The sequence below is a fragment of the Acidovorax sp. FG42 genome, from assembly GCF_057809195.1.
Genome location: NZ_JBMDJM010000022.1, coordinates 15,295 through 41,382, shown reverse-complemented (window position 1 = coordinate 41,382; position 26,088 = coordinate 15,295). Strand labels below are relative to the sequence as shown.

The window sequence follows — 26,088 nt, the reverse complement described above, 5'->3', positions numbered from 1 at the left end:
TAATATGAGTGATTGGACGGTAGCCCTTCACCCGCTGGCCGAGCCGGAGCTATTGGCCTTGCCTGCCGACATGCAGGCCCGGTTTCTGCACATTGCCGAGATGCTGCAAGACTTTGGGCCGCAGCGCGTGGGCCTGCCGCATATTCGCCCGCTGGAAAGCAAGCTGTGGGAAATGAGGATGCAAGGCCGCGATGGCATCGCCCGCGCCGTGTATGCCGCCGTCCAAGGCCGCCGCCTGCTGGTGCTGCATGTGTTTGTGAAAAAGACCCAGACCACGCCCCGCAAGGCCATAGAAACCGCCCTGAACCGACTGGAGGCGCAAGAATGAAAACGCTCAACACCTTGAAGGCCGAACTGCTGGCGTGCCCGGACACCCGCACCGAGTACCAAGCCCAGGCTGATGAATTTGCATTGGCCCGTGAGCTGATTGCAGCGCGCACCCGCGCCGGGCTGACGCAAGCCGAGGTAGCGCAGCGCATGGGCACGACGCAAAGCACCGTTGCCCGCCTGGAGGGTGGCAAGGCCGCACCTTCCCTGCGCAGTGTGCAGCGCTATGCCCAGGCCGTGGGAGCCCGCGCCGTGGTGCACATCGAGCCTCAGGCCGCACACGCCTGACCGTTTCGCCCCAGCTAGGGCCGCGAACCGAAAAGCGGGTATCCCTGCCCGCCTGCTGGGGCTCCTGTTCAGGGTTGCACTGAGGGGGTGCTATGCAAGCAATGAGCTATCAATATCCGAAGTTTGAGCGCCTGCAACCGCGCAGCGAATGGCGCGGGGGGCGATTGGCCGATACAGACCTTTTGACACTGGAAGAAGCCGCAGGGTTTGCCAGCAAACACGCTGGGGAGGAAATTACCGCACGCGATTTTCTGCGAGCCGCAGGACGAGGCGAAATCACGCTGCGCGCCATCGTGCACCATGCCGCAAAGGTTCGCAAACATGATGGAGGCGTTCTATTCAACAAGGACGAGCCCAATGAAAACATCGTGCCCGCTGGTTCCATCCCAACATTGCCGCTTTCCGCCTGCCAACACCTAGCGAACGTAGGCCGCGCAAGCTGGCGCACGTTTGATAGTTTCGAGGAACGCAACGGCATATTGATGCGCTACACCAAGGGCATGTTGACCGACGATGAACCCGACTTTGAAACGGTGCCCGATGATTGCCGCGTGGGGGGCTATGACGTTCACGCCCTGGCCGATGAATACATTGCCCCCGAAGCAAAGCAAGCCGAGCCCCAGGCAGCGCCAATGGTGGCAGAAAACGCAGAACAACGGCAGGCGCGCCGCTGGCAAATGTGCATTGATGAGGGCCTGACCATGCCGATAAACACCTACTCAGCCTTGCCGCGCGGCATTGGCAGGATTGCCAAGGCCCTGCGCATCACCCGGCAAGCGCTGGCACAAGACCTGAACGCACACCGCGAACGCCTTTTCGGCAAGTAAACCGGAAAGCGAACGGCAGGCGCTTACCTGCCGACATATGCGAAGAATTGGGAACCGTCCTTAATCAACGCCCGCAAGGGCAGAAAGACGGTAACCAATGCAGACCGCATCCCTTCACAGCACAGACACCCGCCGCGCTGTACCTGAGCCCCAACAGTTCCCCCCGCTGGAACAGGTGAGCCGCCCCACGGTTCCGACCGAGCAGGCCGCCCATTACCTGCTGCGCAAGCCGCAAACCCTGCGCGGCTGGGCCTGCGCAGAAACCTTCCCCGATGGCCTGCGCCCCGTGCGCATCAATGGTCGCTTGGGCTGGCCCGTTGCTGGCATCAAGGCCGCATTGGGGGTGGCTTAAATGGTGGCCGCCGTCTTTTACCTGCTGCTGCGCGTGCGCACTTGGAGGGCTGGCAAATGAAAACGCCCGAGCCCCCAAAAGAGAACCCGAGCGCCCCGAACAGCGCGAAGTTTACCGGCACAGACAACCCGCGCCACCTGCGTGCAATCGCAGCCCTACTGCGCCGCCCCCTGCCCCGTGAGAACTTGGACACCTTTGCCGGTTGCAGCAATGGCCCTGAGCTCGTCGCGGAGCTGCGTCGCCGTGGCCTGGAGCTGCCCTGCAAGCGCATCAACTTCGTTGACCGCGACGGCCACATCTGCCGCCCTGGCGTGTACTTCTTAACCATTGCCGACCGCCGCAAGCTGCACCAGTGGCAGGCACGCCGCATGAGAGGCGGTGCAGCATGAGTGCACCAGTGCACCCGACCATGCAGCAATTGGCCCAAAGCATCGGCGTCTCGCGCCGCTTGATGTTTCAGGCCGCCGCCGTGCACCGCTATGGCTGCCCCGAGCTGCTCAAGGCTGCACACGCTGGCCTGCTGGCGATGAAGCATTGCGAGACGCTGGCCAAGGCTCTGCCGCATGACGAACAGCGCGAGTTTCTGGCCGAGCTGCCCGGCATGACGAACCGCCAGCACCATGACCTGCTGGCATTGCTCAAAGGCGACCTGCTGCACCGCCAGCGCAAGGGGGGCTGCTGACATGGCCGGTGACGTTGCCTACTTTGCCGCAAAGACCATCGGCCTGAGCCGAGTCAATGGACGCAAGCCCTGCGACCTGCTGACAGCCGCCCGCCACAACCTGCGCGAGATTCAGGCCGAGCATGGCAGCGTGGGCCGGATTGACCCAGGCCGCAGCTCCGCCAATGCCATCCTGGCCGGGCCTGCGGGTGCTGCCCAGGTGCAAGCCCTGGCCGTGTCCTTGCTGGCCGCTGCCGAGCTCAATCCTGCCGTCATGCGCCGTGACCACGTTCAGGCGCTGGAGTTTGTTTTCAGCCTGCCGCCATCGTCTGGGGTTGAACCTGCCACCTACTTTGCCCACTGCCTGGCCTGGCTGGCGCAGGCCCTGCCGCTGCCGGTGCTGTCTGCCGTGCGCCATGCCGACGAGGTTGCGCCGCATCTTCACGTCCTGCTGCTGCCGCTGGCTGATGGCATATATGCAGGAGGCAAGCCAATAGAGCGCCCCAAGCTGCTGCGACTGCGCGAGAGCTTTTTCAACAGGGTGGCCGGGCCTGCCGGGTTGCAGCGTGAATCGGCCAAGCTGCGCGGAGAGCCCAAGCGCTGGGCTGTGGCCGCCGTCCTGGCCCACTGTGAGGCAATGGGACTGCCTGCTGCCAATGGCCCGTTGTGGCCTGTGCTGGTGGCCGCCATCGAGCGCGACCCGACCGCCGCAGTGCGTGCGCTGGGGATAGAACTGAGTGCCCCCAAAGACTGCCAAACCCTGACCGCGCCAAACCCTATAGGGATTGAAGGGAGCGCGATGGGCAGCGCAGCAAACCCTATAGGGATTGCAAAACAGGGTGAAAAAGTCCAATCCCTATCCTGTGTAGGGATTGACCCAAAAACCACCTTCAAAACCGCCACAGCTTCCCAGCGCCTGACCGTGGCCCGCGTAGCACAGCAGGCCGCCATTGAACGACAAGCCCGCAAGCCTGCCCGCACCGCCCCAGTGCCCGCCGTGCATGTTGGCGACGACGGCACGACCCGCGAACGTGACGACTACGCACACGACCTAGCCGCTTGGGATGATTGACCGCAGCCACCACGCACAGGTGGGGGGCTGCGAATCTTGCAACCCTTCAGGACGTAAACCGAGAAGTTCCCTTGCTTGTGCTAACCGTCCACAAAAAAGGAGGGGGGCTCAAAAGTTTGGAGCCTTGCGAAGCCAGAAACCCCGCAGTTCCGCACGCGCAGAAAAAACCCCGCATTGAAAAGAATCAAACCGTATCAAACCCAGGCGCAGACGGCAGACGGCGGCAAAGCAAGCGAGCCGCCTGTTAACGAATGTCAAGGTTTCGGATGCCATTCAAGCCGCGATGAAAGACCGCAGCGAGCGCCTGAGAAAACCTGAGTGTCAGAACAGCCCCAACCCTGAAAGGTGCCGCACCAATGAATCAAACCGCACAACTTGAAGCCGTGGCCGCTGCTGCACTGGCGTGGAACCGCGCCCGACTGCATCGCATCGCTGTCACAAAGAAAAACGCGGATACTTTGCGTTGGTTCACCGTGCCCGTGGTGAACGATGCGCGCAAGGCTGAGGCCACAGCAAAGGCCAGACTGCGCAAAGCCTGCGCCGCTGCTGACCCGGCAAGCCTGACGCTTGATGTAGAGGCTTGCGAGGTTATCGAGGCGGTCACACCGCTGGCCTGCCGCTAGAGCGCATCCGCGAAACACACCACTCAAGCCCCCGCCGTGGGGCTTTTTTGTTGCAGTAGCTGGCGATGCATTTTCAGAATCGTCTTACATCTACCCTTACATCGGACGGAAAAGAAAAAACCCCGCTATCTTTTAAATAGCAGGGTTTCTTTTGTACTGGCGGAGAGGGTGGGATTCGAACCCACGGTAGTGTTGCCACTACGCCTGATTTCGAGTCAGGTACATTCGACCACTCTGCCACCTCTCCTGTGTGTCGAAGCCTTCGATTATAGCCAGATTTTCAGGGCTTGAGCACGGCGGTGCCGCCCAGGTAAGCCCGCAGCACCTCGGGCACCACCACACTGCCATCGGCCTGCTGGTAGTTTTCCAGCACCGCCACCAGTGCGCGGCCCACGGCCAGGCCGGAACCGTTCAGAGTGTGCAGCAGCTCGTTCTTGCCTTGGGCATTCTTGAAGCGGGCTTGCAGGCGGCGCGCCTGGAACGCTTCGCAGTTGCTCACCGAGCTGATTTCGCGGTAGGTGTTCTGCGCGGGCAGCCACACTTCCAGGTCGTAGGTCTTGGCGGCGCCAAAGCCCATGTCGCCCGTGCACAGGCTCATCACGCGGTAGGGCAAGCCCAGCTTTTGCAGCACGGCCTCGGCGTGGCGGGTCATTTCCTCCAGCGCTTCGTAGCTCTTGTCGGGGTGCACGATCTGGACCATCTCGACCTTGTCAAACTGGTGCTGGCGGATCATGCCGCGCGTGTCGCGGCCGTAGCTGCCTGCTTCGGAACGGAAGCATGGCGTGTGGGCCGTGAGCTTGATGGGCAGGTCGGCCTCGGCCACCACCACGTCGCGCACGAAGTTGGTCAACGGCACTTCGCTGGTGGGGATGAGGTACAGCGCCGCGTTGTCCGGCACGGGCTCGCCATCCTGGCCGCCCTTCTTGGCTGCAAACAAATCGCCTTCAAACTTGGGCAGCTGGCCGGTGCCCTTGAGCGAGTCGGCGTTCACAGCGTAAGGCACGTAGCACTCGGTGTAGCCGTGCTCTTGCGTCTGCACGTCCAGCATGAACTGGCTGAGCGCGCGATGCAGGCGAGCGATAGAGCCCTTCATCACGGTAAAGCGCGAGCCCGAGAGCTTCACGCCCATGTCGAAATCGAGACCCAGCGGGGTGCCCACATCGACATGGTCCTTCACTTCAAAATCGAACTTCGCAGGCGTGCCCCAGCGGCGCACTTCGACATTGCCCGCTTCGTCGCTGCCCACGGGCACGGATTCGTGCGGCAGATTGGGCACGGCCACCAGCATGGCCAGCAGCTCGGACTGGATCTGTTCCAGGCGGGCAGCCGATTGTTCCAGCTCGACCTTGCCTGCGGCCACCTGGGCCTTGACGGCTTCGGCGCCGTCCTTGTCACCCCGGCTCATCAGCATGCCGACCTGCTTGGACAGCTGGTTGCGCTGGGCCTGCAGCTCTTCGGTGCGGGTCTGCAGCGTCTTGCGCTCGGACTCCAGGGCCTGGAAAGCGGAGACGTCCAGGAAGGCCTGGGGCTTTTTGCGGGTTTCCAGCCGCGCGATGGCGGTGTCGAGGTCTTTGCGGAGGAGAAGAATGTCAAGCATTGCAGGATTTTAAGGGGGTGGTCGGCACCAGCTCAGGCCAAGCTTGCGGGGTCAAAGTTGGCGCCGCAGAGAATCAGGGCCACCGTCTCTTGCGGCTGGGGCTTGTAGGCGCGGGTTTGCAATGCGGCCAAGCCCAGCGCGGCAGCGGGCTCCACAGCCAGTTTCAGCTCCTTCCACAGCCACAGCTGGGCCGCCCGGATGGCGTCGTCGGGCAGCAGCAACGCGTCGTGCACATGGCGCTGGCTCACCTCCCAGCTGATCGCCCCGATGCGGCGGGCACCGAGCGAGTCGGCGGCCACGCCACCCACCTCCACATCCACCGGCTGGCCCGCAGCCCGCGCGGCATGCAGGGTGGGCGCGCGTTCGGGCTCCAGCGCCACCACATGGGCGCGGCTTTCCACCCAGGCGGCCACCCCGCCAATGAGGCCACCACCGCCCACGCTGACCAGCACCGTGTCGGGCAGGCGGCCGCCCTGCTCTTCCATCTCCAGCGCCAAGGTACCCGCGCCGGCCACCACTTCGGGCTGGTCGTAGGCATGGGCCTGCAAGGCACCGGTGGTTTGCTGGCGGGCCACGCAGGCTTCAAAGGCTTCGGAATACGCAGCGCCGGTGACGACCACCTCCGCCCCCAGGGCGCGCAGGCGGGCGCGCTTGGCCTCGGGCGAAACCTCGGGCACAAACACCTCGCAGCGCACACCCAGCGCCTGGGCGGCCGCCGCCACGGCGATGCCCGCGTTGCCGCCCGAGGCGATGATCACGCCGCTCTCAGGCACCGGGTTGGCCAGCAGGCGATACAACGTGCCGCGCGCCTTGAAGCTGCCGCCCACCTGCAGATGCTCCAGCTTGAGCCAGACCTCGGCACAGTCCACGCCCAAGGATTTGCCGGACAGTCGCATCAGCGGCGTGGTGCGCAAAAAGTCGGGCTGGATGGCCAGTTGGCGGCGGGCTGCAGCAATGGCGGCGCGGTCGATCATGCAGGGGCTCCGGATGGCAGGTGGTGTCAAAAGAAGGGGCAGTGTAGGGGCTGCCCGCAACATGCAGACACAACGTGGACTGCACGTGCGCCTCACAACTGCCGATAACATGGGCAAAGCAGTTCCAAACCCACCCGTCCGGCGGTTCTGCACACAGGAGAAAAGCATGTTCTTTGTGTTCGGCCCGTCGGGCCAGATGTACCGGGGCGGCCCCGAAAACCTGGCACGTATTTCTGCAGTGCGCAGCGTGCAACGCCCGCAGGCCCTGCGCACGCGGGCCATGGACGCACAAGACGGGCAGCCGGTACCCGTCTTCACGGCCCCGCCCCGCCCCACCGCCGCCGACCACACCCATGCGGCGGCACCCGGCGCCGTCGTCAACCTGCGCCTGCAGGATGCCGTGAGCGCCTACGCGCAAACGGAACAAGGCCACCAGGCCAGTGCCCGCCAGCCGTTGACCAAGGTGAGCGATGTGATGACCACCGGCGGCGTGAGTGTGGCACCCGATGTGCGCGTGAACGATGCCTGGCAGACCCTGGCCGAGCACCGGGTGGCACAGGCCCCCGTCGTGGACGCGCTGGGCCGCGTGATCGGTCTGCTGCTGCGGGCCGACATGGCGCCGCTGGACCTGCTGCCCGAGCCCGGCGCCGTCAAGCAGGCCATCGACCTGGCCCGCCGCCCGGTGGCCGAGGTGATGGTGAGCCCGGTGCCCACCGTGTCACCCGACACCGAACTGCGCCGCGTGGCCGCCGTGCTGCTGGACACCGGCCTGCCCGGCCTGCCGGTGACGGACGAGGCGGGCGTGCTGTCGGGCTTTATTTCACGCACCGACATCCTGCGCGCCGTGGCGGCCGACCCGCCGCTGGACCTGTGGAGCGGGCCGGCCGTGCCTCTGTAGGGGCAGATTGGAACCAAATTGGCTGGTAGCGCTAGAGGAATATGCGCCAGCAGCTATCAATTCAGGAGCAAATAAAAAAAGGGCGCCTGCTGGCGCCCTCGCACGATCAGCGGTAGCCCCGAACGGCGCAGTCAGCGCGCAGATGGCCCTGTCTCCGGCGTGCGCTCACGAATTTCCAGACCCGTGGCCGCGTCGATCTTGAGCCCCTTGGGCAGCGGGAACTTGATGGTCTCCTCAATGCCCGCCATGCTGCGCACCGACACCGCGCCCAGCGCCTTGATGCGGTCGATGACCTGCTGCACCAGGATTTCCGGCGCCGAGGCTCCGGCGGTCAGCCCTACGCGTGCAAGGCCCTTGAACCATTCGCCCTGCAGCTCGTCGGCACTGTCCACCATGTAGGCCGTGGTGCCCAGCTTGGCCGCCAGCTCGCGCAGGCGGTTGCTGTTGGAGCTGGTGGGGCTGCCCACCACGATCACCACGTCCACCTGCGGGCTCAGCACCTTGACGGCGTCCTGCCGGTTTTGCGTGGCGTAGCAGATGTCCTGCTGCTTGGGTTCGCGCACATTCGGAAAGCGCGCCCGCACGGCGGCAGAGATTTCAGCCGCGTCGTCCACACTCAGCGTGGTCTGCGTGACCACGGCCAGCTTCTCGGTCTGCGCGGGCTGCACGCGGGCCACATCTTCCACGTCTTCCACCAGGTGGATACCGTGGTCGAGCTGGCCCATGGTGCCCTCCACCTCGGGGTGGCCCTTGTGGCCGATCATGATGAACTCGTAGCCCTCTTTGGCGAGCTTGGCTACTTCGACGTGTACCTTGGTCACCAGCGGGCAGGTGGCATCGAAGATGCTGAAGCCGCGCGCCTCGGCCTCTTGCTGCACCGCCTTGCTCACGCCATGGGCGCTGAACACCAGCGTGGCGCCCGGGGGCACGTCCGACAGCTCTTCAATGAAGATCGCGCCCTTGGCCTTGAGGTCGTTCACCACGTAGGTGTTGTGCACGATTTCGTGGCGCACATAGATGGGGGCGCCAAACTTCTGGATGGCGCGCTCCACGATCTCGATGGCGCGGTCCACACCGGCGCAAAAGCCGCGCGGCTCGGCCAGCAGGATTTCTTTCGGCGCCAGCATCACAGGATCCCGATCAGCTGCACTTCAAAGGTCACAGGCTGGCCCGCCAGCGGGTGGTTGAAGTCGAACAGCACGGCGCCGTCTTCGCGCACCTGCATCACGGCCCCGGCGTAGCTGCCCTGGCCGTCGGGCGTGGGGAACTGCACCACATCGCCCACGTTGTACTTTTCGTCGGGGTCACCCAGCTCGTTCATCAGCTTGCGCGCCACCCACTGCTGCATGTCGGGGTTGCGCTCGCCAAAAGCCTCGCCTGCAGGCAGCTCGAACGTGGTGCGCGTGCCCTCGGCCAGGCCCAGCAGGCGCTGCTCCATGGCGGGCGACAGCTCGCCCGTGCCCAGCGACAGGGTGGCCGGCTTGTCGGCAAAGGTGTTGATCACATCCCCCGCTGGGCCAGCCAGGCGGTAGTGCAGCGTGAGGAAGGAGCCCGGCTGAACGGTGGGAAGGGGGGTGGAAATAGAGGTCATGAGAGTCCCGATAAACTGCCCCGATTGTAGAAAACCGGGGAAACCCCTATCGGCTGGGTCCATCGGTGCCCTGCCCCGTACGTACTTTCTTCGCGCCATGCCCCTCAAAGACCTGCCCGCCGACGCCCAGCCCCGCGAAAAACTGCTGGCGCGCGGCCCCGCTGCGCTGGCCGATGCCGAACTGCTGGCCATCCTGCTGCGCACCGGCATCGTGGGCAAGGGCGTGCTGCAGATGGCGCAGGAGCTGCTGGACCCGCCCGGCATCGACCCGGACACGGGCGCTGTCACCGGCGGCTTTGGCGGCATTGCCGGGTTGCTACACACCAGCGCGGCCGATCTGGAGCGGATCAAAGGCCTGGGCCCCGCCAAACGCGCCGAGCTGGTGGCCGTGCTGGAGCTGGCCCGCCGTGCCCTGGCCCAGCAGCTGCGTGAACGCGAAGTGTTCGACTCGCCCGATACCGTCAAGCACTACCTGCAACTGCACCTGGCCGCCAAGGGGCACGAGGTGTTTGCGGTGCTGTTTCTCGATGCGCAAAACCGCCTGCTGGCACTGGAGGAGCTGTTTCGCGGCACTCTCACGCAGACCAGCGTGTACCCGCGCGAGGTGGTGCTGCGTGCCCTGCACCACCAGGCCGCCGCCGTGGTGCTGGCCCACAACCACCCGAGCGGCAGCGTACAACCCAGCCGTGCGGATGAGGCGCTGACCCAGACCCTGAAGACCACGCTGGCCCTCGTGGACGTGCGCGTGCTCGACCATGTGATCGTGGCACCGGGCCAGGCGCTGTCAATGGCTGAAAAGGGCCTGGTGTGACCGCCCCAGCCCCCACGCCCGCCCAGCCGCCCACGGCCCTGCAAGCCGCGCTGGCGCGTGCTGCGCGCGCTGTTCCCGGCAAGGCGCCCCCGGTGGAAGCCACAGCCGCCGCCCCGGCCCCCAGCGCACCCCGGTCCGCCCGGCGCGCAGGCCTGGCTGACAAAAAGGCAGCCGCCAAGGCAGCGATGCGCCCGCTGCGCCAGGCCCCCGCCGGGCCCACAGCCGCAGCGAGCCCCTCACCACCCCGCCGCCGAGCCCCTCCGGCCCCGCGCCGTGCGGGTGAGCGCATCACCCAGCTGCAGGACCTGGCCACCGTGGCCCGCCGCCTGCGCGAGGAGCAGGAGCGCCGCGAGGCCGAAGACAAAGCCCGACGCGAAGCGGCAGCACGGGCCGAGGCCGAGCGCTACCTCTTCAGCCGCAGCGTGGGCCCTGTCACCCCGCTGCGCAACCCCAATGTGGCGCGGCTGCGGCGCCACCTGCCGCCGCCGCTGCCGGTGCAGCACTGGCTGGACGAGGAGCGGGTGCTGCTCGAATCCATCAGCGACGACTTCGACGTGAGCACCCTGCTGGACACCGACGACCAGCTCAGCTTTCGCCGCCCAGGCATCGGCGTGGAAGTGACGCGCCGCCTGCGCTCAGGCCACTGGAGCATTCAGCGCCACCTGGACTTGCACGGCCTGCGTGTGGACGACGCGCGCGAGGCGCTGGGTGAATTCATCCGCCACGCGCACAAGATCGGCCTGCGCTGCGTGCGCGTGGTGCATGGCAAGGGACTGGGCTCGCCCGGCAAAAGCCCTGTGCTCAAGGGCCGCGTACAGCGCTGGCTGGTGCAGAAGAACGAGGTACTGGCCTTCGTGCAGGCGCGGCCCATGGATGGCGGCGCGGGCGCCCTGGTGGTGCTGCTGCAACCCGTTTTGCGCAAAAATTGATGAAAATAGCCGCAAGCTCTAGATCCATATGCGTTTGCAGCTATTAAAAACAGAGCAACTCAGTGCTCTACAACAGACCGCACCGTGGCGGCGCTGCGAACGCACGCACCGCCACGGCGCCCACAACGGCAGGGGGACGACTACTTGGACAAGTCCACGCCGTACTTCGACGTGCCCTTGCCTGACCCATCATCGGCCGCCAGCAACGACACGTTGCCCAGCCCGGCCGCTTGGGCCACGCTGAGCGCATTGGCGCCTGAGCTGAACACCACCGGCCCCGCCACTGTGGCCTTGGCAAAGCGCCAGCTCTTGGCCGCGCCGTTGGCTGCGCGGGTCACCGCCGGGTTCTTGCGGATGTAGTCGATCACCACGTCGCGGTTGGCATCGGGCGAGGCCCAGATGGTGCCCGAGCCGTCCAGCTTGTCGATAAAGCTCTTGCCGCTGATGGCGCGGTAGTTGTTGGTAGCGATCACAAACTCCTGCGCCCCATCGATGGGTTTGCCCAGGTAGGTCAGGTTCTTGATGCGGCTGCCCACGGGCTGGGTCACGTCGATCTCGTACTGCATGTCCGCAGTGGTGAACATGTCGAAGTTGTAGCCCGGGAAAGTGCTGATGAGCTGCTGCTCGGTGGTCTTGGCCGGGTCGATCTGGTTGAAGCGCTTGGCAGCGGCTTCAAGCCAGTTCTTGATGTCCGCGCCGTTCACCTTCACCGCGTACACCGTGTTGGGATACAGGTACAGGTCGGCCGCGTTGTTGATGGCCAGCGGGCCCACGGCCACGTCGGTGTAGTCGGCACCGCCCTGGAAGCCGCTCTTGAACGGCGCGCTCACCGACAGCACGGGCAACGCAGCGTACTGCGGCAGGCTGGCCTTGATGTAAGCCGCCACATAGGCCTGCTGGGCCTGGTTCACGATCTGGATCGCACCGGGGTCACCCACATCAGCAAACAGCGTGCTCATGCGGAAGTCAGTCTGGCCGATCGGTGTCTTCACATACTGGATTGCAGCTTGGTGCTGTGTCTCGATCAGCGGGGCGATGGCGGGGTCTGCATCCACAGTCACCGTGGCGCCAGCGGCATTCTTGCTCTGGATGTTGCGCAGCTCGCTCTTGCTGGCGGTCTTGTTGACCACCCACTTGCTGCCGTCCCACTGCAGCGCCAGTTGCACCACACCCAGGGCCTTGCCCCAGGAGCTGGCCATGACGGCAGGCACGCCGTTGATGGTGCCCGCCTTGTGGTCCACGCCGGCCAGGTTGAAGCTGGGCGTGGCGGCCGTGTCGGGGAACACGCCATGCTGGTGGCCCATCACCATCGCGTCGATACCTGCCACCTTCGACAGGTACAGGCCGGGGTTCTCCATGGTGGCCGAGTAGGCGGCACTGTCGAGACCGCCGTGCAACAAGGCCACCACGATGTCAGCCCCCTTGGCACGCAGCTCGGGCACGTACTTGTTGGCGGATTCCACGGCGCCTTCGGTGTAGACCTTGCCTTCCAGGTAGCGCTTGTCCCAGTTCATGATGCCGGGGGTGGTAAAGCCGATCACGCCGATCTTGATCGGCAGCTTCACCTCCTTGCCATCCGTACCCTTGGCCACCAGCGTGCGCTCCAGCAGCGTGTAGGGCTGCACCAGCGGCTTCTTGGTCTTATTGCTGTACACGTTGGCCAGCACGGCGGGGTAGCCAGAGCCTGCGCACTTCTTGGAGGGGTCCACGCCGTCCACATCCAGCCCGCCGCCCAGCACCTGGTTCAGGAAGGGCAGGCCGTAGTTGAACTCGTGGTTGCCCAGCGTGCCCGCATCAAAGCCCAGCGCGCCCATGGCCTTGTACATGGACAGCTGCTGCGTGCACGGGATAGGGCTGATGCTGGCCTCGTAGTCGGCCAGTGCGGTGCCCTGGATGGTGTCACCGTTGTCCACCAGCAGCGTGTTGGCAAACTCCTTGCGGGCCGCGCGCACCAGCGTGGCCGTGCGCTCAAAGCCGTAGCTTTTGTCTTCGGCCAGCTTGAAGTAGTCGTAGCTGCGCACGTTGAAGTGCAGGTCGGTGGTCTCCAGCACGGCCAGCGTGGCCGTGGCGCCCGCGTTGCTGCTGGCGTTGTCGCTACTGCCGCCGCAGGCAGCCAGCGACGCAGCGAGCGCCACCACACCCAGTGTGGCGACACGGCGTGAAACCTGCGAAGGAAAAATCAGAAAACCCAGAATGCGTTCAGACATGAACAGTCCCTGTTGGAAACAAGGGACCGAGTGTCTGGGCCGGGTTTGACAGCGGTGTGACGTGGCAACGTGGCCGCAACACTTGTGCCTCGTGTTGCGACCAGTGCGCCTTGCAGCGACTCAATCGATACGGTACACGTCGCCGTTGTGCGGCGAGGCGCTTTCGTGGAACAGGTCTTCCAGAAACTGTGCCAGCTCATGCTCTTCGACAAAGTCGGGGATCACAAAGCCCGACGGCAAGCGCTTGCCATCTGCGCCCACTCGGTAGGCCTGCCACAGCGCACCTTCGCGGCGCACTTCGACGATGCGGCCGAAAACATTAAAACGGGGGTAAGAGTTCAACGGTGCTGCCATGGGGTACCGATCTATCCTTCGGCCTCTTGCCGAAAACCATCACAGATCACTACCCATGCGGCTTTGGAGGCCACGTGGATGTGCTTTTGGGGAGGGGCCTCGTAGGCGGTGTCCAAGGTACCCAGCGGCACGGCCACCCACTCGGTATAGGAACCTTCGCTGTGCCACAGCAAGGGCGAGCCACACACCGAGCAAAACGTGCGCGTGACCGGGGGCGAAGACCGGTAGGTGCGCGTCAGCCCTTGCCCAGACACGAAACGATGGTACACACGCAACACGCTGCCATAGCTGCCAAACGCCGCACCATGCGCCTTGCGGCACATCGAGCAGTGGCAGTGCGATGCACCCTGCAATGGCGCCGTGGTTTCGTAACGCACGCCACCACACAGGCAACTGCCTCGGTGCACAGCAGCAGGCGTCGTCATGGCGCCACCGACGCGATCAAGTCCACCTCCACCGTCGCGTTCTTGGGCAGCTGTAGCACACCCACCGAGGTGCGGGTGTGGGCACCAGCCTCGCCCAGCACGGCAAACAGCACCTCGGAGGCACCGTCGGCCACCTCGCTTTGCTGCGTGAAGGCAGGCGCCGACTGCACGTACACGGTGATGCGCAAAATGGATTGCACGGCATCGAGCGAACCCAGCGAGCGCTGCAGCAAGGCCAGCGCCCGCATCACACACACCTTCGCTGCTTTTTGCGCATCGGCCAGCGTGGCGACCGCCCCGGCAGCGCCCGTGACCACCACGGTATCGCCCACGCGCGGGATCTGCCCGCTCAGGTAGATGTGGTGGCCGTCCCGCACGAGCGGGACGTAGTTGCCACCAATCTTGATCTCGCCATCAAAGCAGTAGCCCAGTACCTGGGCTTGTTCCTGAAATCTCGCGTCGCGTGACATGGACATGGGTCTCCTGAAAAAACTGCAGCCTTCGCAGCGGGCTACATGAAGCGCGCAAAAGGGTCTACCAGCGAGGCGATCGACACGGTGACGGGCGCCCCACCCTCGTCACGCCGCGCCGATTCATGCCCTGCGTGCACGGGCACGGCGGGCAAAGGCTGCATGCGGCGGCCATACACGCGCTGCACGCGGTCGTCGAGCGTGGGGTGGGTATCCAGCCAGCGCTCCATGCGGCTGCGGCCGGGTACGTCCACCAGCAGCATGTGTTGCACGGCCGGGTGGGCCAAGCCAGTGTGGACGGGGTTCTCGGCATACCCAGCCGGTGTGTCGCGGCGCTGGGCCATGACCTTGCGCAGCACGCCACCCAGGCCATCGCGGCTGCGGGTCCATTGCACGGCGCGTGCGTCGGCCAGGTATTCGCGCTGTCGCGATACGGCGGCCTTGAGCATGCGGCCGGTGAGCCAGCCCGCAAAGCCCGCCACCATGATGGCCGAACCGAACCACCAGGCCAGGCCCCGGCGCTCGCGCATCGTGTCGCCAAAGTTGTAGACCAGCTCCAACCCGAACACCATGCCCGCCAGGCGCATCTTCAGGCGCGTGTCGCCCTCGTGCAGATGGCTCAGCTCGTGCGCCACCATGCCCTGCATCTCTTCGCGGGTGAGGTAGTCCAGGGCGCCCTGCGTCACGGCAATGACGGCGTCGCTCTCATCCCACCCGGCAGCGAACGCGTTGATGGCATCGGTGCGCGGCATGACCATGATCTGCGGGCGTGGCATGTGCGCAGCAATGCACAGCTCGTCCACGATGTTGGACAGCCGCTGCTCGGCGCGCGACAGCGACGGGCGCAACTCGCGCGCGCCCACACGCTGCGCCAGCTTGACACCACCTGCGCGCAAGTTGGACGTCTCCACCCACCAGCCGCCCAGCACCAGCATCAGCGAGACCCCCACATTGGCGGCCAGAAAACCTTGGGGGAAGGGCAAGTGCACGGGCAGCACCGCAACCATCAGCCACCAGGCCAGCGCCAGGGCCGCATGCACGGCGGCCACCAGCACGACCACAGCGAAGGCAAAACCCAGCAGCAGGCGGCGTGTCTCGCTGCGTGCGTTGTGCTGGTGATCCCAGAACTTCATGGGTGTGGCAGTGGAAGGGTCAGAACTTCACCCGGGGCGCGGCGCGCTCTTCATCGGACTGCGTGGACGCCAGCATGGGCGCAGGCGCAAAACCCAGCAGGCGCGCGACGATGAGGTCCGGGAACTGCGCCGCCGCATCGTTGAACTCCAGCGCCTGGTCGTTGTAGGCCTGGCGCGCAAACCCTAGGCGGTTTTCGGTGCTGGTGATTTCTTCGGACAGCGACTGCATGGTGGCGTCGGCCTTGAGTTCAGGGTAGCTCTCGGCCACCACCATCAGGCGGCCCAAGCTGCCGCCGAGTACGCCCTCTGCCGCTGCCAGCGCGCCCATGGCGCTGGCGCTTTGCGGTGCGGCACGCACCGCTGCAGCCGCGCCCTGCGCCTGGCTGCGGGCCTTGATGACGGCCTCCAGCGTGGCGGCCTCGTGCGCGAGATAGCCGCGCGCCACCTCCACCAGATTGGGAATCAAGTCATACCGGCGCTTGAGCTGCACATCAATCTGGCCAAACGCGTTGGCAATGCGGTTGCGCAACTGCACCAGCCGGTTGTAGACCGCCACAGCCCACAACCCCACAGCGACCAGCACAACGACCACGACCCATGCAGTTGCCGACATACCCCACCTCCTGAATTTGTTGTAGGGAGCATCTTAGAGCCTGTGGGCGAAGCCTCGGGAAACCCGTAAGGGCGCCCTTCAAGGGCGCAAAAGAGGGCCGCCTTGCGGGATGGCTACACCCCTTTGTTGCGCATCCAGTCGGCCGTGCCCATGAAGCTTTCCTTCAGCCGCACGCGCAGGTCGGTGGGCACGCCGGTCTCGCCCATGGCCTGGTCCATGCAGGCCACCCACTGGTCGCGCTCCTTGATGCCGATGGCAAACGGCATGTGGCGCGCACGCAGGCGGGGGTGGCCAAACTGGTCGGTGTAGTACGACGGCCCGCCCAGCCAGCCGCACAGAAACATGAACAGCTTTTGCCGGGCCTGGCCCAGATCGCTGCCATGGGCGGCACGCAGCTCGGCGTAACCGGGCTCCAGGTCCATCAGGTCGTAGAAGCGCTCGGTCAGGGCGCGTACGCGTTCTTCGCCGCCGATCCATTCAAAAGGGGTGGTGGCCACGGGGGCCTCTGCGGCGGAGGACGAGGGGGTGGATTCCATGGGGTTGGCAAAAAGAGGTTGCCAGGCGGTGTCGGGAAGCCTTGGATTATAGAAATCCGGGCCTTGTCATGCGCCTGCAGCGCGTGGGGGACAGCCGCGCATCGACACCCGTTGCCCTGTGCCCCGTTACTCCAGCACCGCCCGCAGCTGCCGCGTGGTCACCGCCAGGCGCCGGGCGCCGATCTGGGCCAGGTTGTTCATCACCGTGAGGGCCGCCTCAGGATACTGCCGGGCCCAGGCGTCGAAATGCGCGCGCGACAACCGCACCAGGTGCGCCGGGCCACGTTCGGCGCCCGCGCAGGCACTGCGGGCCGCACCGTTGAGGAAGGCCATCTCGCCAAACGCCATGCCCGGACCGACGGTGGCCAGGCGCAAGCCCTTGTCGGGCGGCCATTGGGTCACCAACGTGATGTGGCCGGACTTGACCACGAGAAGGTCATGGTCCGTATCGCCCGCATGGAACACCACACCATGGGGTGCAACGGCCTGCGGCACCAGCAGCGCCTGCAAGGCCTCGGCCGCGGCCTTGGGCACGCCCTCGCCCACCTCGCCCAGCACATCCCGCTCGGGGTGCACGGGGCGCTGCTCGATGGGCCGCTGGGACAGGATGCCCACCTCGGCCCATTCCAGCGCCCGGTCCAGGTCGGCAAAGGCGCGCACATGCTCTCCGGCATGCTCGGCGGCCATGGGGTCCAAGGCTGCCACGGCTGCGGCGATGCCCTGCTGGTCCAGGTCACGCACCAGCGCCCGCAGTTGGGCCATTGCCGTGCTGTCCCACGCGGGCACACGGCCCGCGTCCAGAATGACCCAGCGATGGCGCGGCAGGAGCAGCATGCGCACCTGCTCGGCCAGATGGGCGGCCACCCCAAAAGACATCACGCCTTGCAGCTCAAACACGGCCACCTGGTTCATGCGCGGCGTCAGCCAGCTGTCCGACCCGGCACGGCGCAAGCGCCGCGAGCGCAGCTCGCCATCCAGACGCACGTGGCGCAGCACCGTGGCGGCAGAGTCGTGCAGCAGCACAAACGTGGCCACGACCAGGCCAGCCACCAGCGCCCCCACGCCCCCCATCACGGCAAACACCAGCGCCACCAGCCAGCTTTGCGCCCAGGTCACCCGCGACCGGCGGGCGTAGCCCAGCGACCACATGAGCCCCGGCACCTGCATCAGCCCCGCCAGCACCAGCCCCCCTGCCAGACAGGCCATGGGCACCCAGTGCAGCCACCACGCGCCAGTGACCGCCACCCCCAGCATGATGGCGGCGTGCCAGCGCGGGGCTTCGCGCGAGGCTCCCGCCTGCGCCAGCACGATGCGCGAACGCGAGGCGCTGGTGGACGCCGGAATCATGCCCACGAGCCCGCACAGTGCACCCAGCAGGCTCTCGCGGCGCAAGGCCAGGTTGGCGTTGCCACGCAGGCCGTGGTCCAGCTCCAGCTCCTGGTTGAACACCAGAATCTCCAGGCTGTTGACCAGCGCCATCAGCACTGCCAACACCACCAGGGCCGAGCCCTGCTGCCGGGCCAGGGCCATCCAGGGAATGCCCGTCCAGTCGGGCAACATGGGCCAGGCAAACACGCTGGGCGGCACGGCCGGCACGAACACGCTGCCCAGCCCCACGCCCCAGACCCCCGCCAGCGCCACGGCCAGTGCCACCACGGCCACGGCCGTCAGCAGCCCCGGCATGCGGGGCCAGCGCCGGCGCAGCCCCCAGGCCAGCGCCACCACGGCCAGCGCCGCCAGCAGGTGCCAGCCGGTGCGTGCGTCCCACAACGCATCAGCCCCCGCGCCAAAACCATTGCGCACCTGGCCCACCACCATCGACAAGCCCACACCGGCTGCAAATCCGTGGGTGACCGAGATGGGAAGAAACCGCGCCACCGACGCCAGCCGCAACACCCCCAGCAGCCACTGGAACACAAAGGCCAAAGCCACTGTGGCACCGCTGACCGCCAGCACCTGGCGCGCGCTCAGGCCCAGGCTGGGGGCCGCGCCGTGGGCGGTCGCCAGCACGGCAGCAAACAGCAATGCCACCACCGTGGTCGGTGCATACACCACCCCGGCGCGGGGCGTCGCCAAGGTCAGCAGCAGGCCGGGTAACGCGGCCGACCACAACGCCAGCGCGGCCAGAGAATGCTCACCCGCCAGCGGGGCAAATGCCAGCAGCCCCAGCCCCACGGCATGGGGCACGGTGACCGCCGCCGCAGACCACGCCGCTGCGGCGCCCGAGGGCTGCGGCGCTGACGGCCCGACCTCAGCACCCGCCGAAGGCCCGGTACGGCGTTGCAGCGCGGCAGTCACGGGTGCGGTCGGTGGCATGGAGGTGTCTAGCAAGCCCCGGGCATTGCGCGCCTACAGGCTGCGCGCTGCAAACGTGTCGCAGGTCTTGACACTGCCGCTTTGCAGACCGCTGTTGAACCAGCGCTGCCGCTGGGCGCTGGTGCCGTGCGTGAAGCTCTCGGGCACCACGGCGCCGCCGTTGGCCCGCTGCAGTGCATCGTCACCAATCTTGGCGGCGGCGTTCATGGCTTCTTCCACATCGCCCTGCTCCAGGATCTGCCGGGCCTTCTGGGCGTGGTGGGCCCAGACCCCCGCAAAGCAGTCGGCCTGCAGTTCCAGCCGCACCGACAGCGCGTTGTATTCGACCTTGCTCACACGGCCCCGCATCTGGTCCACCTTGGCGCTGATGCCGAGCTGGTTCTGCACATGGTGGCCCACCTCGTGGGCAATCACGTAGGCCTGGGCAAAGTCGCCGGGGGCTCCCAACCGGGTCTTGAGGGTTTCGTAAAAGCCGAGGTCGATGTAGACCTTCTGGTCAGCCGGGCAATAGAACGGCCCCATCGCGGCCTGGCCCGTGCCACACGCGGTGGGCGTGGCGCCCCGGAACAACACCAGCCGCGGGTCCTGGTAGCGACCGCCGCCCTGGCGGAACAACTCGCCCCACACGTCCTCCGTGTCCGCAAGCACCGTGGACACAAAACGTGCCATGGTGTCATCGGCCGGTGGCCGGTGGGCGGGGGTATGGGGCTGTGTCTGGACCTGGGGCGCCGGGCCGCCACCGCTGAGCAACCCCAGGATGGTCAAAGGGTTGATGCCCAGCACCCAGCCGCCCACCAGCGCGATCACGATGGTGCCGATACCGATGCTGCGCCCCCCGAAAACCGGCGATCCACCGCCACCTCCGTCATCGCGGCGGTCTTCCACGTTGTCGGACTCGCGATTGCCTTCCCATCTCATTGCATCTCTCCAGCGCCCTCACGGCGGGGCGACCAAGCCTGCATGTTACGCGCCGGGACGGCCGCGGCGTGGACGATTTACGATGTGTTCCACCCCGCTTCAGCCCCCTTTCCTGACGTCCATGGCCCCTGACACTCCCTACAGCGCGCCCCAGGCCGGTCCGGCCATCCTGCTAACCGGTTTTGACCCCTTTGGCGGCGACGCGCACAACCCCAGCTGGCTCATAGCGCAAGCGCTGCACGGCCAGCGCATTGGATGGCACCAGGTGGTGGCGGCACAGTTGCCCACGGTGTTCGGACAGTCGTTGCAGCGGCTGCAGTCGCTGCTGCAGGAGCACCAGCCCGCCATCACGCTGTGCCTGGGCCTGGCAGGCGGCCGGGCAGCGCTGTCCATCGAGCGCATTGGCATCAACATCAACGATGCGCGCATTCCCGACAACTGCGGCGCCCAGCCCATCGACACCCCGGTGCAGGCCGACGGGCCCGCCGCCTACTTTGCCAGCCTGCCCATCAAGGCCATGCTGCGTGGCGTGCAGCGGGCAGGCGTGCCCTGCGAGGTATCGCAGACCGCAGGCACCTTTGTCTGCAACCATGTGTTGTACGGGCTGATGCACTTGCTGGCGCAAGGGACCGCCCCCCGGGGGGCGCGTGGCGGCTTTGTGCATGTGCCCTGGCTCAGCGGCCAGGGCGAGCCCCACCTGCCCCTGCGCGACATGGTGCGCGGCATCCATGCGGCCCTCTGGGCGGCGGTGCTGGCCCCGCAGGACATTGCGCTGCAGGCAGGGGCCACGCATTGATGAAGTACTGCGTACAGCCACCCTGAGCCGAGACCGCCCTGCCCTGTGGTCCCGTACCCGGCGTCGGTGAGGGGTTCTCCGCTCCCAGGCAGCCTGCACGCTGTGTAAAGTCCGCGCATGCCTTTTGCCCCCTCTTTCGCCCCCCCTGGCCCGCTGGACGCGGCAGCCACCGCTGCGCGCCTACCCTGGTCCGCACTGGCCGATGAAATTGCTGCCTTGCTGCAGGACAACAGCGTGGTGGTACCCCAGCGGGCCGTGCTGCCGCTGGCACAAGGCGGCAGCCTGTTTGTGATGCCCGCCACGGATCAGGCGGTGGCCATGACCAAGCTCATCACCCTGACCCCGGGCAATGCAGGCACCGGGCGCCCGTCGATCCAGGGCGACGTGGTGGTGTTTGACATCGCCACGGGCGAGCGCCGGCTGGTCCTGGATGGCCCCACGGTCACCGCACGGCGCACCGCCGCAGCGTCGCTGCTGGCCGCCCAGCGGCTGGCGCCGGTGCCACAAGGGCCTTTGCTCATCGTCGGCGCGGGGGTGCAGGGCCTGGCGCATGCCGAGGCCTTCATCCACGGCCTCGGCGTGCGCGACGTGTGGATCGCCTCCCGAAGCCGCGCCAGCGCCGAGGCCCTCGCGGCGCAAGTGCAAGCGCTGGGCGCCCAGGCCCGGGTGGTGCCCGACGCCGATGCCGCCGTGCCTCATTGCCCGCTGATCGCCACCTGCACCACCGGCAAGGCCGTGGTGCTGAGCGCCCCGCCCCGGCCCGACACGTTCATCGCAGCGGTCGGCGCCTTCACGCCCACCATGGTGGAGCTGGCCCCGGGCCTGTGCCAGCACATCGCGCAGCACGGACGCATCGTGGTGGACACCAGCGATGCACTGCACGAGGCGGGCGATCTGCTGCAGGCGGGCCTGGATGTGGCCGCGCTGCCCACACTGGGCGATGTAGTGCGTGACCACCGCAATGCGGCGCTGAAGCACCCACCGGGCCCCGTGCTGTTCAAAAGCTGCGGCTGGGCCGGCTGGGACCTGGCGGCCGCCCGGCTGGCACTGCGCCATGGCAGCCCGGCCCTGGCAGCGATGGAATCCGTGACCGCAACGCCTGCATGATGCTCATCAAACGCTTTTCAGACCACAGCTTGCGCATGCAGATTGCGCTGGTGTTTGGCGCGCTGGTGGTGGGCTTGTCGGTGTTGCTGTCGCTGGGGTTCGGCGAACTGCTCAAGCACCGCATCCAGCGCGATGCAGGCAACTCGTTGCAGGTGGTGGCCGAAAACGCCGGCAAGCTCTTGGCCCTGGGCCTCATGCAGCGCAGCCTGGAGGCCGAGGTGATGGCCAGTGCCGAAGTGGTCTGGTCCAAGGGGCTCGACTCTGCCGAAGCGCAACACATGCTGGCTCGCAGCCAGGCCATGCAACCCACCAATGTGTGGATTGGCGTGGCCGACGCGCAAGGCGTGGTGCGCAATGCCACGAACGGCCTGCTGGTGGGGCAGAGCGTGGCGCAGCGCCCCTGGTTTCAGCACGGCCTGCAAGGAGTGCATGTGGGCGACGTGCATGCAGCACAGTTGCTCGAATCCCTGCTGCCTCCCACCGCGACGGGCGAGCCGCACCGTTTTGTGGACTTTGCCGCCCCCATCCGCATCGGCCCCACCACCGTGGGCGTATTCGCCATCCACGGCAGCTGGCAATGGACCCGCGAGGTGCTCGAAAGCCTCACGCCCGCTTCGTCTGACGAGAGCGCGCTGGAACTGTTCATCTTTGACCGGCAAGGCACCCTGATCTTTGCCCCCGGCGGGCGGACCGAGGTGATGCGGGCCGCCGGGCAGCGGCTGCCCGAGGGCATTCAGATCAACAACAACCGCGATGGCGGCGGCAGCACGCAGACCGCCGTGGCACGGTGGCAAGACGGCAAACGCTACCTGACCGCAGCCACCCAGCTGCAACCACGCAACGCTGCCAGCGACCTGGGCTGGCGCATCGTGGCGCGCCAACCCGTGGAGCTGGCTTTTGCTGAGGCGGATGACACTGTGCAGCTGGCACTCGCCATCGGTCTGGCCGCTGCGCTGTTGGCCTCTGCCCTGGCCTGGCTGGCCGCCCGGCGCCTGAGCGTGGACCTGTATGCGCTGGCCGATGCCGCCAGCGCGGTGGAGGCAGGCCGCCCGGGGAGTGACATCCCGGCCATGCAGAGCAGCCGCGAAGTGCAGCAGCTCTCGCAGTCTCTGGGCCGCATGACGCACCACTTGGTGGCCGCCCGTGAAGCCATGGAAGAAAAGGTGCGGTTGCGCACACTGGAACTGGAGGCGGCTAATCGCGCTCTGGACCTGCAGGCGCGCACCGACGCCCTCACCGGCCTGCTGAACCGGCGCGGCTTCGAGACACAAATGGCCTTTGCCGTGGCACTGGCGCGGCGCAGCAGCCGTCCGTTGAGCCTGATCACGGTGGACGTGGACCACTTCAAGCGGGTGAACGACACCTACGGGCACGAGGCAGGGGATGAGGTGCTGCGGCGTTTGGCGCGCACGCTGGAGTCCCGCCTGCGGGGCTCGGATGTGGTGGCCCGGCTGGGGGGCGAGGAGTTTGTGGCGCTGTTGCCCGACACCGACCTGAACGGCGCCCAATCGATTGCACAAGCCCTAGTCACGGCCATGGCGGAGCAGCAGGACCCGGTGGTGGGGACCATCACCGTGAGCGCGGGCGTGGCCACGATGCGCGGCGCAGATGACAATGGTGCCGCCATGCTGCGGCGGGGCGACGCAGCGCTCTATGAGGCCAAGGGGCAGGGACGCAATCGGGTTTGTGTGGAAGCTTAATTGGGCATCAGAGCCTTCCAAGAACAAGCCCCCGGTCAGTGCCCGCTGGATACTGCCCCCGCCTCCAGCACTGGCGCATCGAAGTACAGCCGCAGCTGGCCCGCCAGTTCCTGCAAGCTGGCATCCGGCCCCTGGGCTGCGAGCGCCAGCCGCTCCAATGCGTAAGGCCGGTGGCCCAGCATCATTGACATGTTCACGCAATGGCCTTGGGCGGCCATGCGCAGCACAAAGTCGTTGAGGAGTTCACAAGGCCAATAGGTGGGGGTGTGGGTGTGGTGGGCGTGACAGTCCGCGTCTGCAGGGTCCGGCGCCGTATCAGCCCGCTGAAACGCTGAGGCCACCGGCGAAGCGGCTGGCATTTTGGCTTTGGCGGCGACCGCAGCGCCCTGCGCAGGTGCCAGGGCACGGACGGGCGCAAAGAAAAAACTTGAGGCAACAGCGGACATCAGCATGGTGAGGCTCCATCAGCCCCCATCTCCCGGGAGGCATGTCACCGATGCTAAAAAACTTACCGATGCTTGCATTTCAGCCAAGGCGCATGGCGTTTGTAGGACACCGCCCCTGCTCACAGGGGGGGGTCCAGCGCGCCGCCGAGGCTGTCAGGCCTTGGGCAGCGTCACGCCCACCTGGCCCTGGTACTTGCCGCCCCGGTCGCGGTAGCTGACCTCGCACACGTCGTCCTTGTCGCTTTCGAAGAACAGCACCTGGGCACAGCCTTCGCCGGCATAGATGCGTGCGGGCAACGGCGTGGTGTTGCTGAACTCTAGCGTCACATACCCTTCCCACTCAGGCTCGAACGGGGTCACGTTGACAATGATGCCGCAACGCGCATAGGTGCTTTTGCCCAGGCAGATGGTGAGCACGTTGCGCGGGATGCGGAAGTATTCGACCGTGCGGGCCAGCGCAAAGCTGTTGGGCGGGATGATGCAACTGTCGCCTTCGAAATCGACAAAGCTCTTTTCGTCGAAGTTCTTGGGATCCACCACGGTGCTGTGGATGTTAGTGAACACCTTGAATTCAGGCGCGCAACGGATGTCATAGCCGTAGCTGCTGGTGCCGTAGCTGATGATCTTGCGGCCCTCGACCTCACGCACCTGACCGGGCTCGAAGGGCTCGATCATGCCGTGCTCGGCCGCCATGCGGCGGATCCATTTGTCGCTCTTGATGCTCATAGCAGAACTCCCTGCGCTGTGGCCCGCACAGTGGTGGTCTGCCGGGCGCTATTAAATACGTAGCTGGTAGCGCATGAATATCAAGCGCTGGAGCCGTATTTTGCTTGAGAAATCACCGTTTCCTGCACCACGCGGTCGTCACCGAGCACGATCAGCGCAAACAAAAGCTCATCCAGGTTGCGCGCCTGGCGCGTCTTGCGCGCCAAAAGCGGCGTGGCCTCGGGGTTCAGCACCACAAAATCGGCCTCGCAGCCCGGCTGCAAATTGCCCACTACACCGGCCAGGCCCAGCGCCTTGGCGGCCCCAGCCGTGTGTTGCCACCACAGTTGCTGGGGCGACAGGCTCAGGCCCTGCTTGGTATGCCCCTCCCGCCCCACGTAGTACGCGGCCAGCATGGTGTGGAACGGGCTGAAGCTGGTGCCCCCGCCCACATCGCTGGCCAGGCCGTAGCCGAAGCCCAGCCGGTCGGCCCCCGCGTAGTCGAAGAACCCGCTGCCCAGAAAAAGATTGCTGGTGGGGCTGACCGCAGCCACCGCGCCGGTGTCGCGCATCAGCGCCCGGTCGTCGTCGTCGAAGTGGATGCAGTGGGCATACACCGCACGCTCGCGCATCAGGCCAAAGTCGTCGTACACGCCCAGGTAGCTGCGTGCGGCGGGGAACAGTTCGCGCGCCCAACGGATTTCGTCGCGGTTTTCGGCCACGTGGGATTGAATCCACACATCGGGGTAGCGCGCAGCCAGCTCGCCCGCCCCACGCAATTGCTCATGGGTGCTGGTGGGCGCGAAGCGGGGGGTGATGGCGTAGCCGAGCCGGTCCACACCGTGCCAGCACCGGATGAGCGCCTCGGTGTCGATCAGGCTCTGCTCGGTGTCGTCGCGCACACCGTCGGGCGAGTGGCGGTCCTGCAGGACCTTGCCGGTGATGAGGCGCATCTGCTGCCGTTGGGCCTCGGCAAACAAGGCGTCCACCGACGCGGGGTGAGACGTCGAGAACGCCAGGGCTGTGGTCACACCGTTGCGCAGCAACTCGGCCACAAAAAATTCAGCCACCTGGGCGCTGTAGCCAGGGTCTACAAACCGTGACTCGTGGGGAAAGGTGTAGTTCTCCAGCCAGGGCAGCAGGCCATCGGCGGGCGAGCCAATCACGTCCGTCTGCGGAAAGTGGATATGCATGTCCACAAACCCCGGGGCCAGAATGCGCCCCGGCAAATGCACCACCGGCTCCCCGGCAAATTGGGGCGCGAGGGTCTGCCAGGCGCCTGCCGCCAGCACACGCTGGCAGCCCTGAGCGTCGGGGCCGATGGCCAACAGGCCATCTTCGTCATAGAGGGCGCGGCCATTGTCGGCAAAACGCAAAAGGGCGGAACGGTAAACAGGCATGGCGGCAAGCTT

30 protein-coding genes and 1 tRNA gene are annotated in these 26,088 nt (G+C 66.3%); 14 read left to right on the top strand and 17 right to left on the bottom strand.

Annotation, left to right across the window (positions count from 1 at the left end; genetic code table 11):
- Nucleotides 1-4 precede the first annotated feature (4 nt).
- The 8 genes from ACODSM_RS19905 to ACODSM_RS19870 all read left to right on the top strand — a co-directional run bounded on the left by ACODSM_RS19905 (nt 5) and on the right by ACODSM_RS19870 (nt 4,150).
- On the top strand, nt 5-328 hold the full coding sequence (locus ACODSM_RS19905) for a type II toxin-antitoxin system RelE/ParE family toxin (RefSeq protein ID WP_488806626.1): 324 nt from the start codon (nt 5-7) through the stop codon (nt 326-328).
- Nucleotides 325-615 carry a helix-turn-helix domain-containing protein gene (locus ACODSM_RS19900; RefSeq protein WP_488806625.1) on the top strand — a complete coding sequence of 97 codons (291 nt, stop codon included), beginning with the start codon at nt 325-327 and terminating at the stop codon, nt 613-615. Before ACODSM_RS19905 ends, ACODSM_RS19900 begins: the two co-directional genes overlap by 4 nt.
- Nucleotides 616-707: 92 nt before the next feature.
- Complete coding sequence (locus ACODSM_RS19895; RefSeq protein WP_488806624.1) at nt 708-1,442, top strand: hypothetical protein; 735 nt, start codon at nt 708-710, stop codon at nt 1,440-1,442.
- Between the two features lie 97 nt (nt 1,443-1,539).
- A complete protein-coding gene (locus ACODSM_RS19890; protein ID WP_488806623.1) occupies nt 1,540-1,794 on the top strand; it encodes a hypothetical protein in 255 nt (84 codons plus the stop codon).
- Nucleotides 1,795-1,979: 185 nt separating this feature from the next.
- The gene (locus tag ACODSM_RS19885) at nt 1,980-2,183 is read left to right on the top strand and encodes a hypothetical protein (protein WP_488806622.1); all 204 of its coding nucleotides are present in this window, start codon (nt 1,980-1,982) and stop codon (nt 2,181-2,183) included.
- Nucleotides 2,180-2,476 (top strand): hypothetical protein, encoded by a 297-nt coding sequence (locus tag ACODSM_RS19880; protein WP_488806621.1) that lies wholly within the window; start codon nt 2,180-2,182, stop codon nt 2,474-2,476. The genes ACODSM_RS19885 and ACODSM_RS19880 overlap by 4 nt, the downstream gene beginning before the upstream one ends.
- 1 nt (nt 2,477) lies before the next feature.
- Nucleotides 2,478-3,527 (top strand): plasmid recombination protein, encoded by a 1,050-nt coding sequence (locus tag ACODSM_RS19875; protein WP_488806620.1) that lies wholly within the window; start codon nt 2,478-2,480, stop codon nt 3,525-3,527.
- A gap of 356 nt (nt 3,528-3,883) precedes the next feature.
- Nucleotides 3,884-4,150 carry a hypothetical protein gene (locus tag ACODSM_RS19870; RefSeq protein WP_488806619.1) on the top strand — a complete coding sequence of 89 codons (267 nt, stop codon included), beginning with the start codon at nt 3,884-3,886 and terminating at the stop codon, nt 4,148-4,150.
- A gap of 157 nt (nt 4,151-4,307) precedes the next feature.
- Here the strand turns inward: ACODSM_RS19870 and ACODSM_RS19865 are convergent.
- The 3 genes from ACODSM_RS19865 to ACODSM_RS19855 form a co-directional block, all read right to left on the bottom strand.
- Nucleotides 4,308-4,397: transfer RNA gene (locus ACODSM_RS19865), tRNA-Ser, on the bottom strand.
- A gap of 33 nt (nt 4,398-4,430) precedes the next feature.
- Entirely contained in the window at nt 4,431-5,747 is a 1,317-nt protein-coding gene (gene serS / locus ACODSM_RS19860) for a serine--tRNA ligase (protein ID WP_488806618.1), read from the bottom strand.
- A gap of 32 nt (nt 5,748-5,779) precedes the next feature.
- Complete coding sequence (locus ACODSM_RS19855; protein ID WP_488806617.1) at nt 5,780-6,721, bottom strand: threonine/serine dehydratase; 942 nt, start codon at nt 6,719-6,721, stop codon at nt 5,780-5,782.
- Nucleotides 6,722-6,887: 166 nt separating this feature from the next.
- Here ACODSM_RS19855 and ACODSM_RS19850 point away from each other — a divergent pair, with 166 nt between their 5' ends.
- Nucleotides 6,888-7,619 (top strand): CBS domain-containing protein, encoded by a 732-nt coding sequence (locus ACODSM_RS19850; protein WP_488806616.1) that lies wholly within the window; start codon nt 6,888-6,890, stop codon nt 7,617-7,619.
- A gap of 131 nt (nt 7,620-7,750) precedes the next feature.
- On the opposite strand, the gene ispH is transcribed toward ACODSM_RS19850, so the two are convergent.
- Both ispH and ACODSM_RS19840 read right to left on the bottom strand, forming a co-directional pair.
- The gene (gene ispH, locus ACODSM_RS19845; RefSeq protein WP_488806615.1) at nt 7,751-8,746 is read right to left on the bottom strand and encodes a 4-hydroxy-3-methylbut-2-enyl diphosphate reductase; all 996 of its coding nucleotides are present in this window, start codon (nt 8,744-8,746) and stop codon (nt 7,751-7,753) included.
- Nucleotides 8,746-9,210 (bottom strand): FKBP-type peptidyl-prolyl cis-trans isomerase, encoded by a 465-nt coding sequence (locus ACODSM_RS19840; protein ID WP_015012908.1) that lies wholly within the window; start codon nt 9,208-9,210, stop codon nt 8,746-8,748. The genes ispH and ACODSM_RS19840 overlap by 1 nt, the downstream gene beginning before the upstream one ends.
- A 97-nt stretch (nt 9,211-9,307) precedes the next feature.
- On the opposite strand from ACODSM_RS19840, the gene radC reads away from it, so the two are divergent.
- Both radC and ACODSM_RS19830 read left to right on the top strand, forming a co-directional pair.
- The gene (gene radC / locus ACODSM_RS19835) at nt 9,308-10,021 is read left to right on the top strand and encodes a RadC family protein (protein ID WP_056641656.1); all 714 of its coding nucleotides are present in this window, start codon (nt 9,308-9,310) and stop codon (nt 10,019-10,021) included.
- Between the two features lie 185 nt (nt 10,022-10,206).
- Complete coding sequence (locus tag ACODSM_RS19830) at nt 10,207-10,950, top strand: Smr/MutS family protein (protein ID WP_488806666.1); 744 nt, start codon at nt 10,207-10,209, stop codon at nt 10,948-10,950.
- 140 nt (nt 10,951-11,090) lie between these two features.
- Here ACODSM_RS19830 and ACODSM_RS19825 read toward each other — a convergent pair whose 3' ends face one another.
- The 9 genes from ACODSM_RS19825 to ypfJ all read right to left on the bottom strand — a co-directional run bounded on the left by ACODSM_RS19825 (nt 11,091) and on the right by ypfJ (nt 19,922).
- Complete coding sequence (locus ACODSM_RS19825; RefSeq protein ID WP_488806614.1) at nt 11,091-13,157, bottom strand: bifunctional 2',3'-cyclic-nucleotide 2'-phosphodiesterase/3'-nucleotidase; 2,067 nt, start codon at nt 13,155-13,157, stop codon at nt 11,091-11,093.
- 120 nt (nt 13,158-13,277) lie between these two features.
- Nucleotides 13,278-13,511 carry a DUF7661 family protein gene (locus tag ACODSM_RS19820; RefSeq protein WP_099729467.1) on the bottom strand — a complete coding sequence of 78 codons (234 nt, stop codon included), beginning with the start codon at nt 13,509-13,511 and terminating at the stop codon, nt 13,278-13,280.
- A gap of 11 nt (nt 13,512-13,522) precedes the next feature.
- Nucleotides 13,523-13,936 (bottom strand): GFA family protein, encoded by a 414-nt coding sequence (locus ACODSM_RS19815; protein WP_488806613.1) that lies wholly within the window; start codon nt 13,934-13,936, stop codon nt 13,523-13,525.
- Nucleotides 13,933-14,406: a RidA family protein gene (locus tag ACODSM_RS19810; RefSeq protein ID WP_199170872.1), complete on the bottom strand. Its 474-nt coding sequence runs from the start codon at nt 14,404-14,406 to the stop codon at nt 13,933-13,935. Before ACODSM_RS19810 ends, ACODSM_RS19815 begins: the two co-directional genes overlap by 4 nt.
- Before the next feature lie 41 nt (nt 14,407-14,447).
- Nucleotides 14,448-15,539 (bottom strand): M48 family metalloprotease, encoded by a 1,092-nt coding sequence (locus ACODSM_RS19805; RefSeq protein ID WP_488806612.1) that lies wholly within the window; start codon nt 15,537-15,539, stop codon nt 14,448-14,450.
- A gap of 19 nt (nt 15,540-15,558) precedes the next feature.
- Nucleotides 15,559-16,152 (bottom strand): LemA family protein, encoded by a 594-nt coding sequence (locus tag ACODSM_RS19800; protein WP_015012900.1) that lies wholly within the window; start codon nt 16,150-16,152, stop codon nt 15,559-15,561.
- 113 nt (nt 16,153-16,265) lie between these two features.
- Complete coding sequence (locus tag ACODSM_RS19795) at nt 16,266-16,688, bottom strand: group II truncated hemoglobin (protein WP_110959517.1); 423 nt, start codon at nt 16,686-16,688, stop codon at nt 16,266-16,268.
- A 126-nt stretch (nt 16,689-16,814) separates the two neighbouring features.
- A complete protein-coding gene (locus ACODSM_RS19790; RefSeq protein ID WP_488806611.1) occupies nt 16,815-19,004 on the bottom strand; it encodes a SulP family inorganic anion transporter in 2,190 nt (729 codons plus the stop codon).
- Between the two features lie 33 nt (nt 19,005-19,037).
- Nucleotides 19,038-19,922, bottom strand: coding sequence for a KPN_02809 family neutral zinc metallopeptidase (gene ypfJ, locus ACODSM_RS19785; protein ID WP_110959519.1), 885 nt, complete (start codon nt 19,920-19,922; stop codon nt 19,038-19,040).
- Nucleotides 19,923-20,043: 121 nt separating this feature from the next.
- Between ypfJ and pcp the strand changes: the two genes are divergently transcribed.
- The 3 genes from pcp to ACODSM_RS19770 all read left to right on the top strand — a co-directional run bounded on the left by pcp (nt 20,044) and on the right by ACODSM_RS19770 (nt 23,525).
- Complete coding sequence (gene pcp / locus ACODSM_RS19780; protein WP_209817322.1) at nt 20,044-20,718, top strand: pyroglutamyl-peptidase I; 675 nt, start codon at nt 20,044-20,046, stop codon at nt 20,716-20,718.
- Nucleotides 20,719-20,835: 117 nt separating this feature from the next.
- Nucleotides 20,836-21,825 (top strand): delta(1)-pyrroline-2-carboxylate reductase family protein, encoded by a 990-nt coding sequence (locus ACODSM_RS19775; RefSeq protein ID WP_488806610.1) that lies wholly within the window; start codon nt 20,836-20,838, stop codon nt 21,823-21,825.
- The gene (locus tag ACODSM_RS19770; RefSeq protein ID WP_488806609.1) at nt 21,822-23,525 is read left to right on the top strand and encodes a diguanylate cyclase; all 1,704 of its coding nucleotides are present in this window, start codon (nt 21,822-21,824) and stop codon (nt 23,523-23,525) included. Before ACODSM_RS19775 ends, ACODSM_RS19770 begins: the two co-directional genes overlap by 4 nt.
- A gap of 35 nt (nt 23,526-23,560) precedes the next feature.
- On the opposite strand, the gene ACODSM_RS19765 is transcribed toward ACODSM_RS19770, so the two are convergent.
- From ACODSM_RS19765 to guaD, 3 genes are all read right to left on the bottom strand, one after another.
- Nucleotides 23,561-23,977 (bottom strand): hypothetical protein, encoded by a 417-nt coding sequence (locus ACODSM_RS19765; RefSeq protein ID WP_488806608.1) that lies wholly within the window; start codon nt 23,975-23,977, stop codon nt 23,561-23,563.
- 147 nt (nt 23,978-24,124) lie between these two features.
- Entirely contained in the window at nt 24,125-24,697 is a 573-nt protein-coding gene (dcd, locus tag ACODSM_RS19760) for a dCTP deaminase (RefSeq protein WP_015012892.1), read from the bottom strand.
- Between the two features lie 80 nt (nt 24,698-24,777).
- Nucleotides 24,778-26,076 carry a guanine deaminase gene (gene guaD / locus ACODSM_RS19755; protein ID WP_488806607.1) on the bottom strand — a complete coding sequence of 433 codons (1,299 nt, stop codon included), beginning with the start codon at nt 26,074-26,076 and terminating at the stop codon, nt 24,778-24,780.
- Between the last annotated feature and the right edge of the window lie 12 nt (nt 26,077-26,088).

Coding starts and splice junctions, on each gene's coding strand:
- ACODSM_RS19825 (WP_488806614.1), bottom strand. CDS start 13,157: ATGTCTGAACGCATTCTGGGTTTTCTGATTTTTCCTTCGCAGGTTTCA.
- serS (WP_488806618.1), bottom strand. CDS start 5,747: ATGCTTGACATTCTTCTCCTCCGCAAAGACCTCGACACCGCCATCGCG.
- ACODSM_RS19830 (WP_488806666.1), top strand. CDS start 10,207: ATGCGCCCGCTGCGCCAGGCCCCCGCCGGGCCCACAGCCGCAGCGAGC.
- radC (WP_056641656.1), top strand. CDS start 9,308: ATGCCCCTCAAAGACCTGCCCGCCGACGCCCAGCCCCGCGAAAAACTG.
- dcd (WP_015012892.1), bottom strand. CDS start 24,697: ATGAGCATCAAGAGCGACAAATGGATCCGCCGCATGGCGGCCGAGCAC.
- ACODSM_RS19905 (WP_488806626.1), top strand. CDS start 5: ATGAGTGATTGGACGGTAGCCCTTCACCCGCTGGCCGAGCCGGAGCTA.
- ACODSM_RS19775 (WP_488806610.1), top strand. CDS start 20,836: ATGCCTTTTGCCCCCTCTTTCGCCCCCCCTGGCCCGCTGGACGCGGCA.
- ACODSM_RS19875 (WP_488806620.1), top strand. CDS start 2,478: ATGGCCGGTGACGTTGCCTACTTTGCCGCAAAGACCATCGGCCTGAGC.
- pcp (WP_209817322.1), top strand. CDS start 20,044: ATGGCCCCTGACACTCCCTACAGCGCGCCCCAGGCCGGTCCGGCCATC.
- guaD (WP_488806607.1), bottom strand. CDS start 26,076: ATGCCTGTTTACCGTTCCGCCCTTTTGCGTTTTGCCGACAATGGCCGC.
- ACODSM_RS19900 (WP_488806625.1), top strand. CDS start 325: ATGAAAACGCTCAACACCTTGAAGGCCGAACTGCTGGCGTGCCCGGAC.
- ACODSM_RS19895 (WP_488806624.1), top strand. CDS start 708: ATGCAAGCAATGAGCTATCAATATCCGAAGTTTGAGCGCCTGCAACCG.
- ACODSM_RS19770 (WP_488806609.1), top strand. CDS start 21,822: ATGATGCTCATCAAACGCTTTTCAGACCACAGCTTGCGCATGCAGATT.
- ACODSM_RS19800 (WP_015012900.1), bottom strand. CDS start 16,152: ATGTCGGCAACTGCATGGGTCGTGGTCGTTGTGCTGGTCGCTGTGGGG.
- ypfJ (WP_110959519.1), bottom strand. CDS start 19,922: ATGAGATGGGAAGGCAATCGCGAGTCCGACAACGTGGAAGACCGCCGC.
- ACODSM_RS19790 (WP_488806611.1), bottom strand. CDS start 19,004: ATGCCACCGACCGCACCCGTGACTGCCGCGCTGCAACGCCGTACCGGG.
- ACODSM_RS19805 (WP_488806612.1), bottom strand. CDS start 15,539: ATGAAGTTCTGGGATCACCAGCACAACGCACGCAGCGAGACACGCCGC.
- ACODSM_RS19810 (WP_199170872.1), bottom strand. CDS start 14,406: ATGTCACGCGACGCGAGATTTCAGGAACAAGCCCAGGTACTGGGCTAC.
- ACODSM_RS19870 (WP_488806619.1), top strand. CDS start 3,884: ATGAATCAAACCGCACAACTTGAAGCCGTGGCCGCTGCTGCACTGGCG.
- ACODSM_RS19890 (WP_488806623.1), top strand. CDS start 1,540: ATGCAGACCGCATCCCTTCACAGCACAGACACCCGCCGCGCTGTACCT.
- ACODSM_RS19880 (WP_488806621.1), top strand. CDS start 2,180: ATGAGTGCACCAGTGCACCCGACCATGCAGCAATTGGCCCAAAGCATC.
- ACODSM_RS19850 (WP_488806616.1), top strand. CDS start 6,888: ATGTTCTTTGTGTTCGGCCCGTCGGGCCAGATGTACCGGGGCGGCCCC.
- ACODSM_RS19820 (WP_099729467.1), bottom strand. CDS start 13,511: ATGGCAGCACCGTTGAACTCTTACCCCCGTTTTAATGTTTTCGGCCGC.
- ACODSM_RS19765 (WP_488806608.1), bottom strand. CDS start 23,977: ATGCTGATGTCCGCTGTTGCCTCAAGTTTTTTCTTTGCGCCCGTCCGT.
- ACODSM_RS19795 (WP_110959517.1), bottom strand. CDS start 16,688: ATGGAATCCACCCCCTCGTCCTCCGCCGCAGAGGCCCCCGTGGCCACC.
- ispH (WP_488806615.1), bottom strand. CDS start 8,746: ATGCTGGCGCCGAAAGAAATCCTGCTGGCCGAGCCGCGCGGCTTTTGC.
- ACODSM_RS19855 (WP_488806617.1), bottom strand. CDS start 6,721: ATGATCGACCGCGCCGCCATTGCTGCAGCCCGCCGCCAACTGGCCATC.
- ACODSM_RS19840 (WP_015012908.1), bottom strand. CDS start 9,210: ATGACCTCTATTTCCACCCCCCTTCCCACCGTTCAGCCGGGCTCCTTC.
- ACODSM_RS19815 (WP_488806613.1), bottom strand. CDS start 13,936: ATGACGACGCCTGCTGCTGTGCACCGAGGCAGTTGCCTGTGTGGTGGC.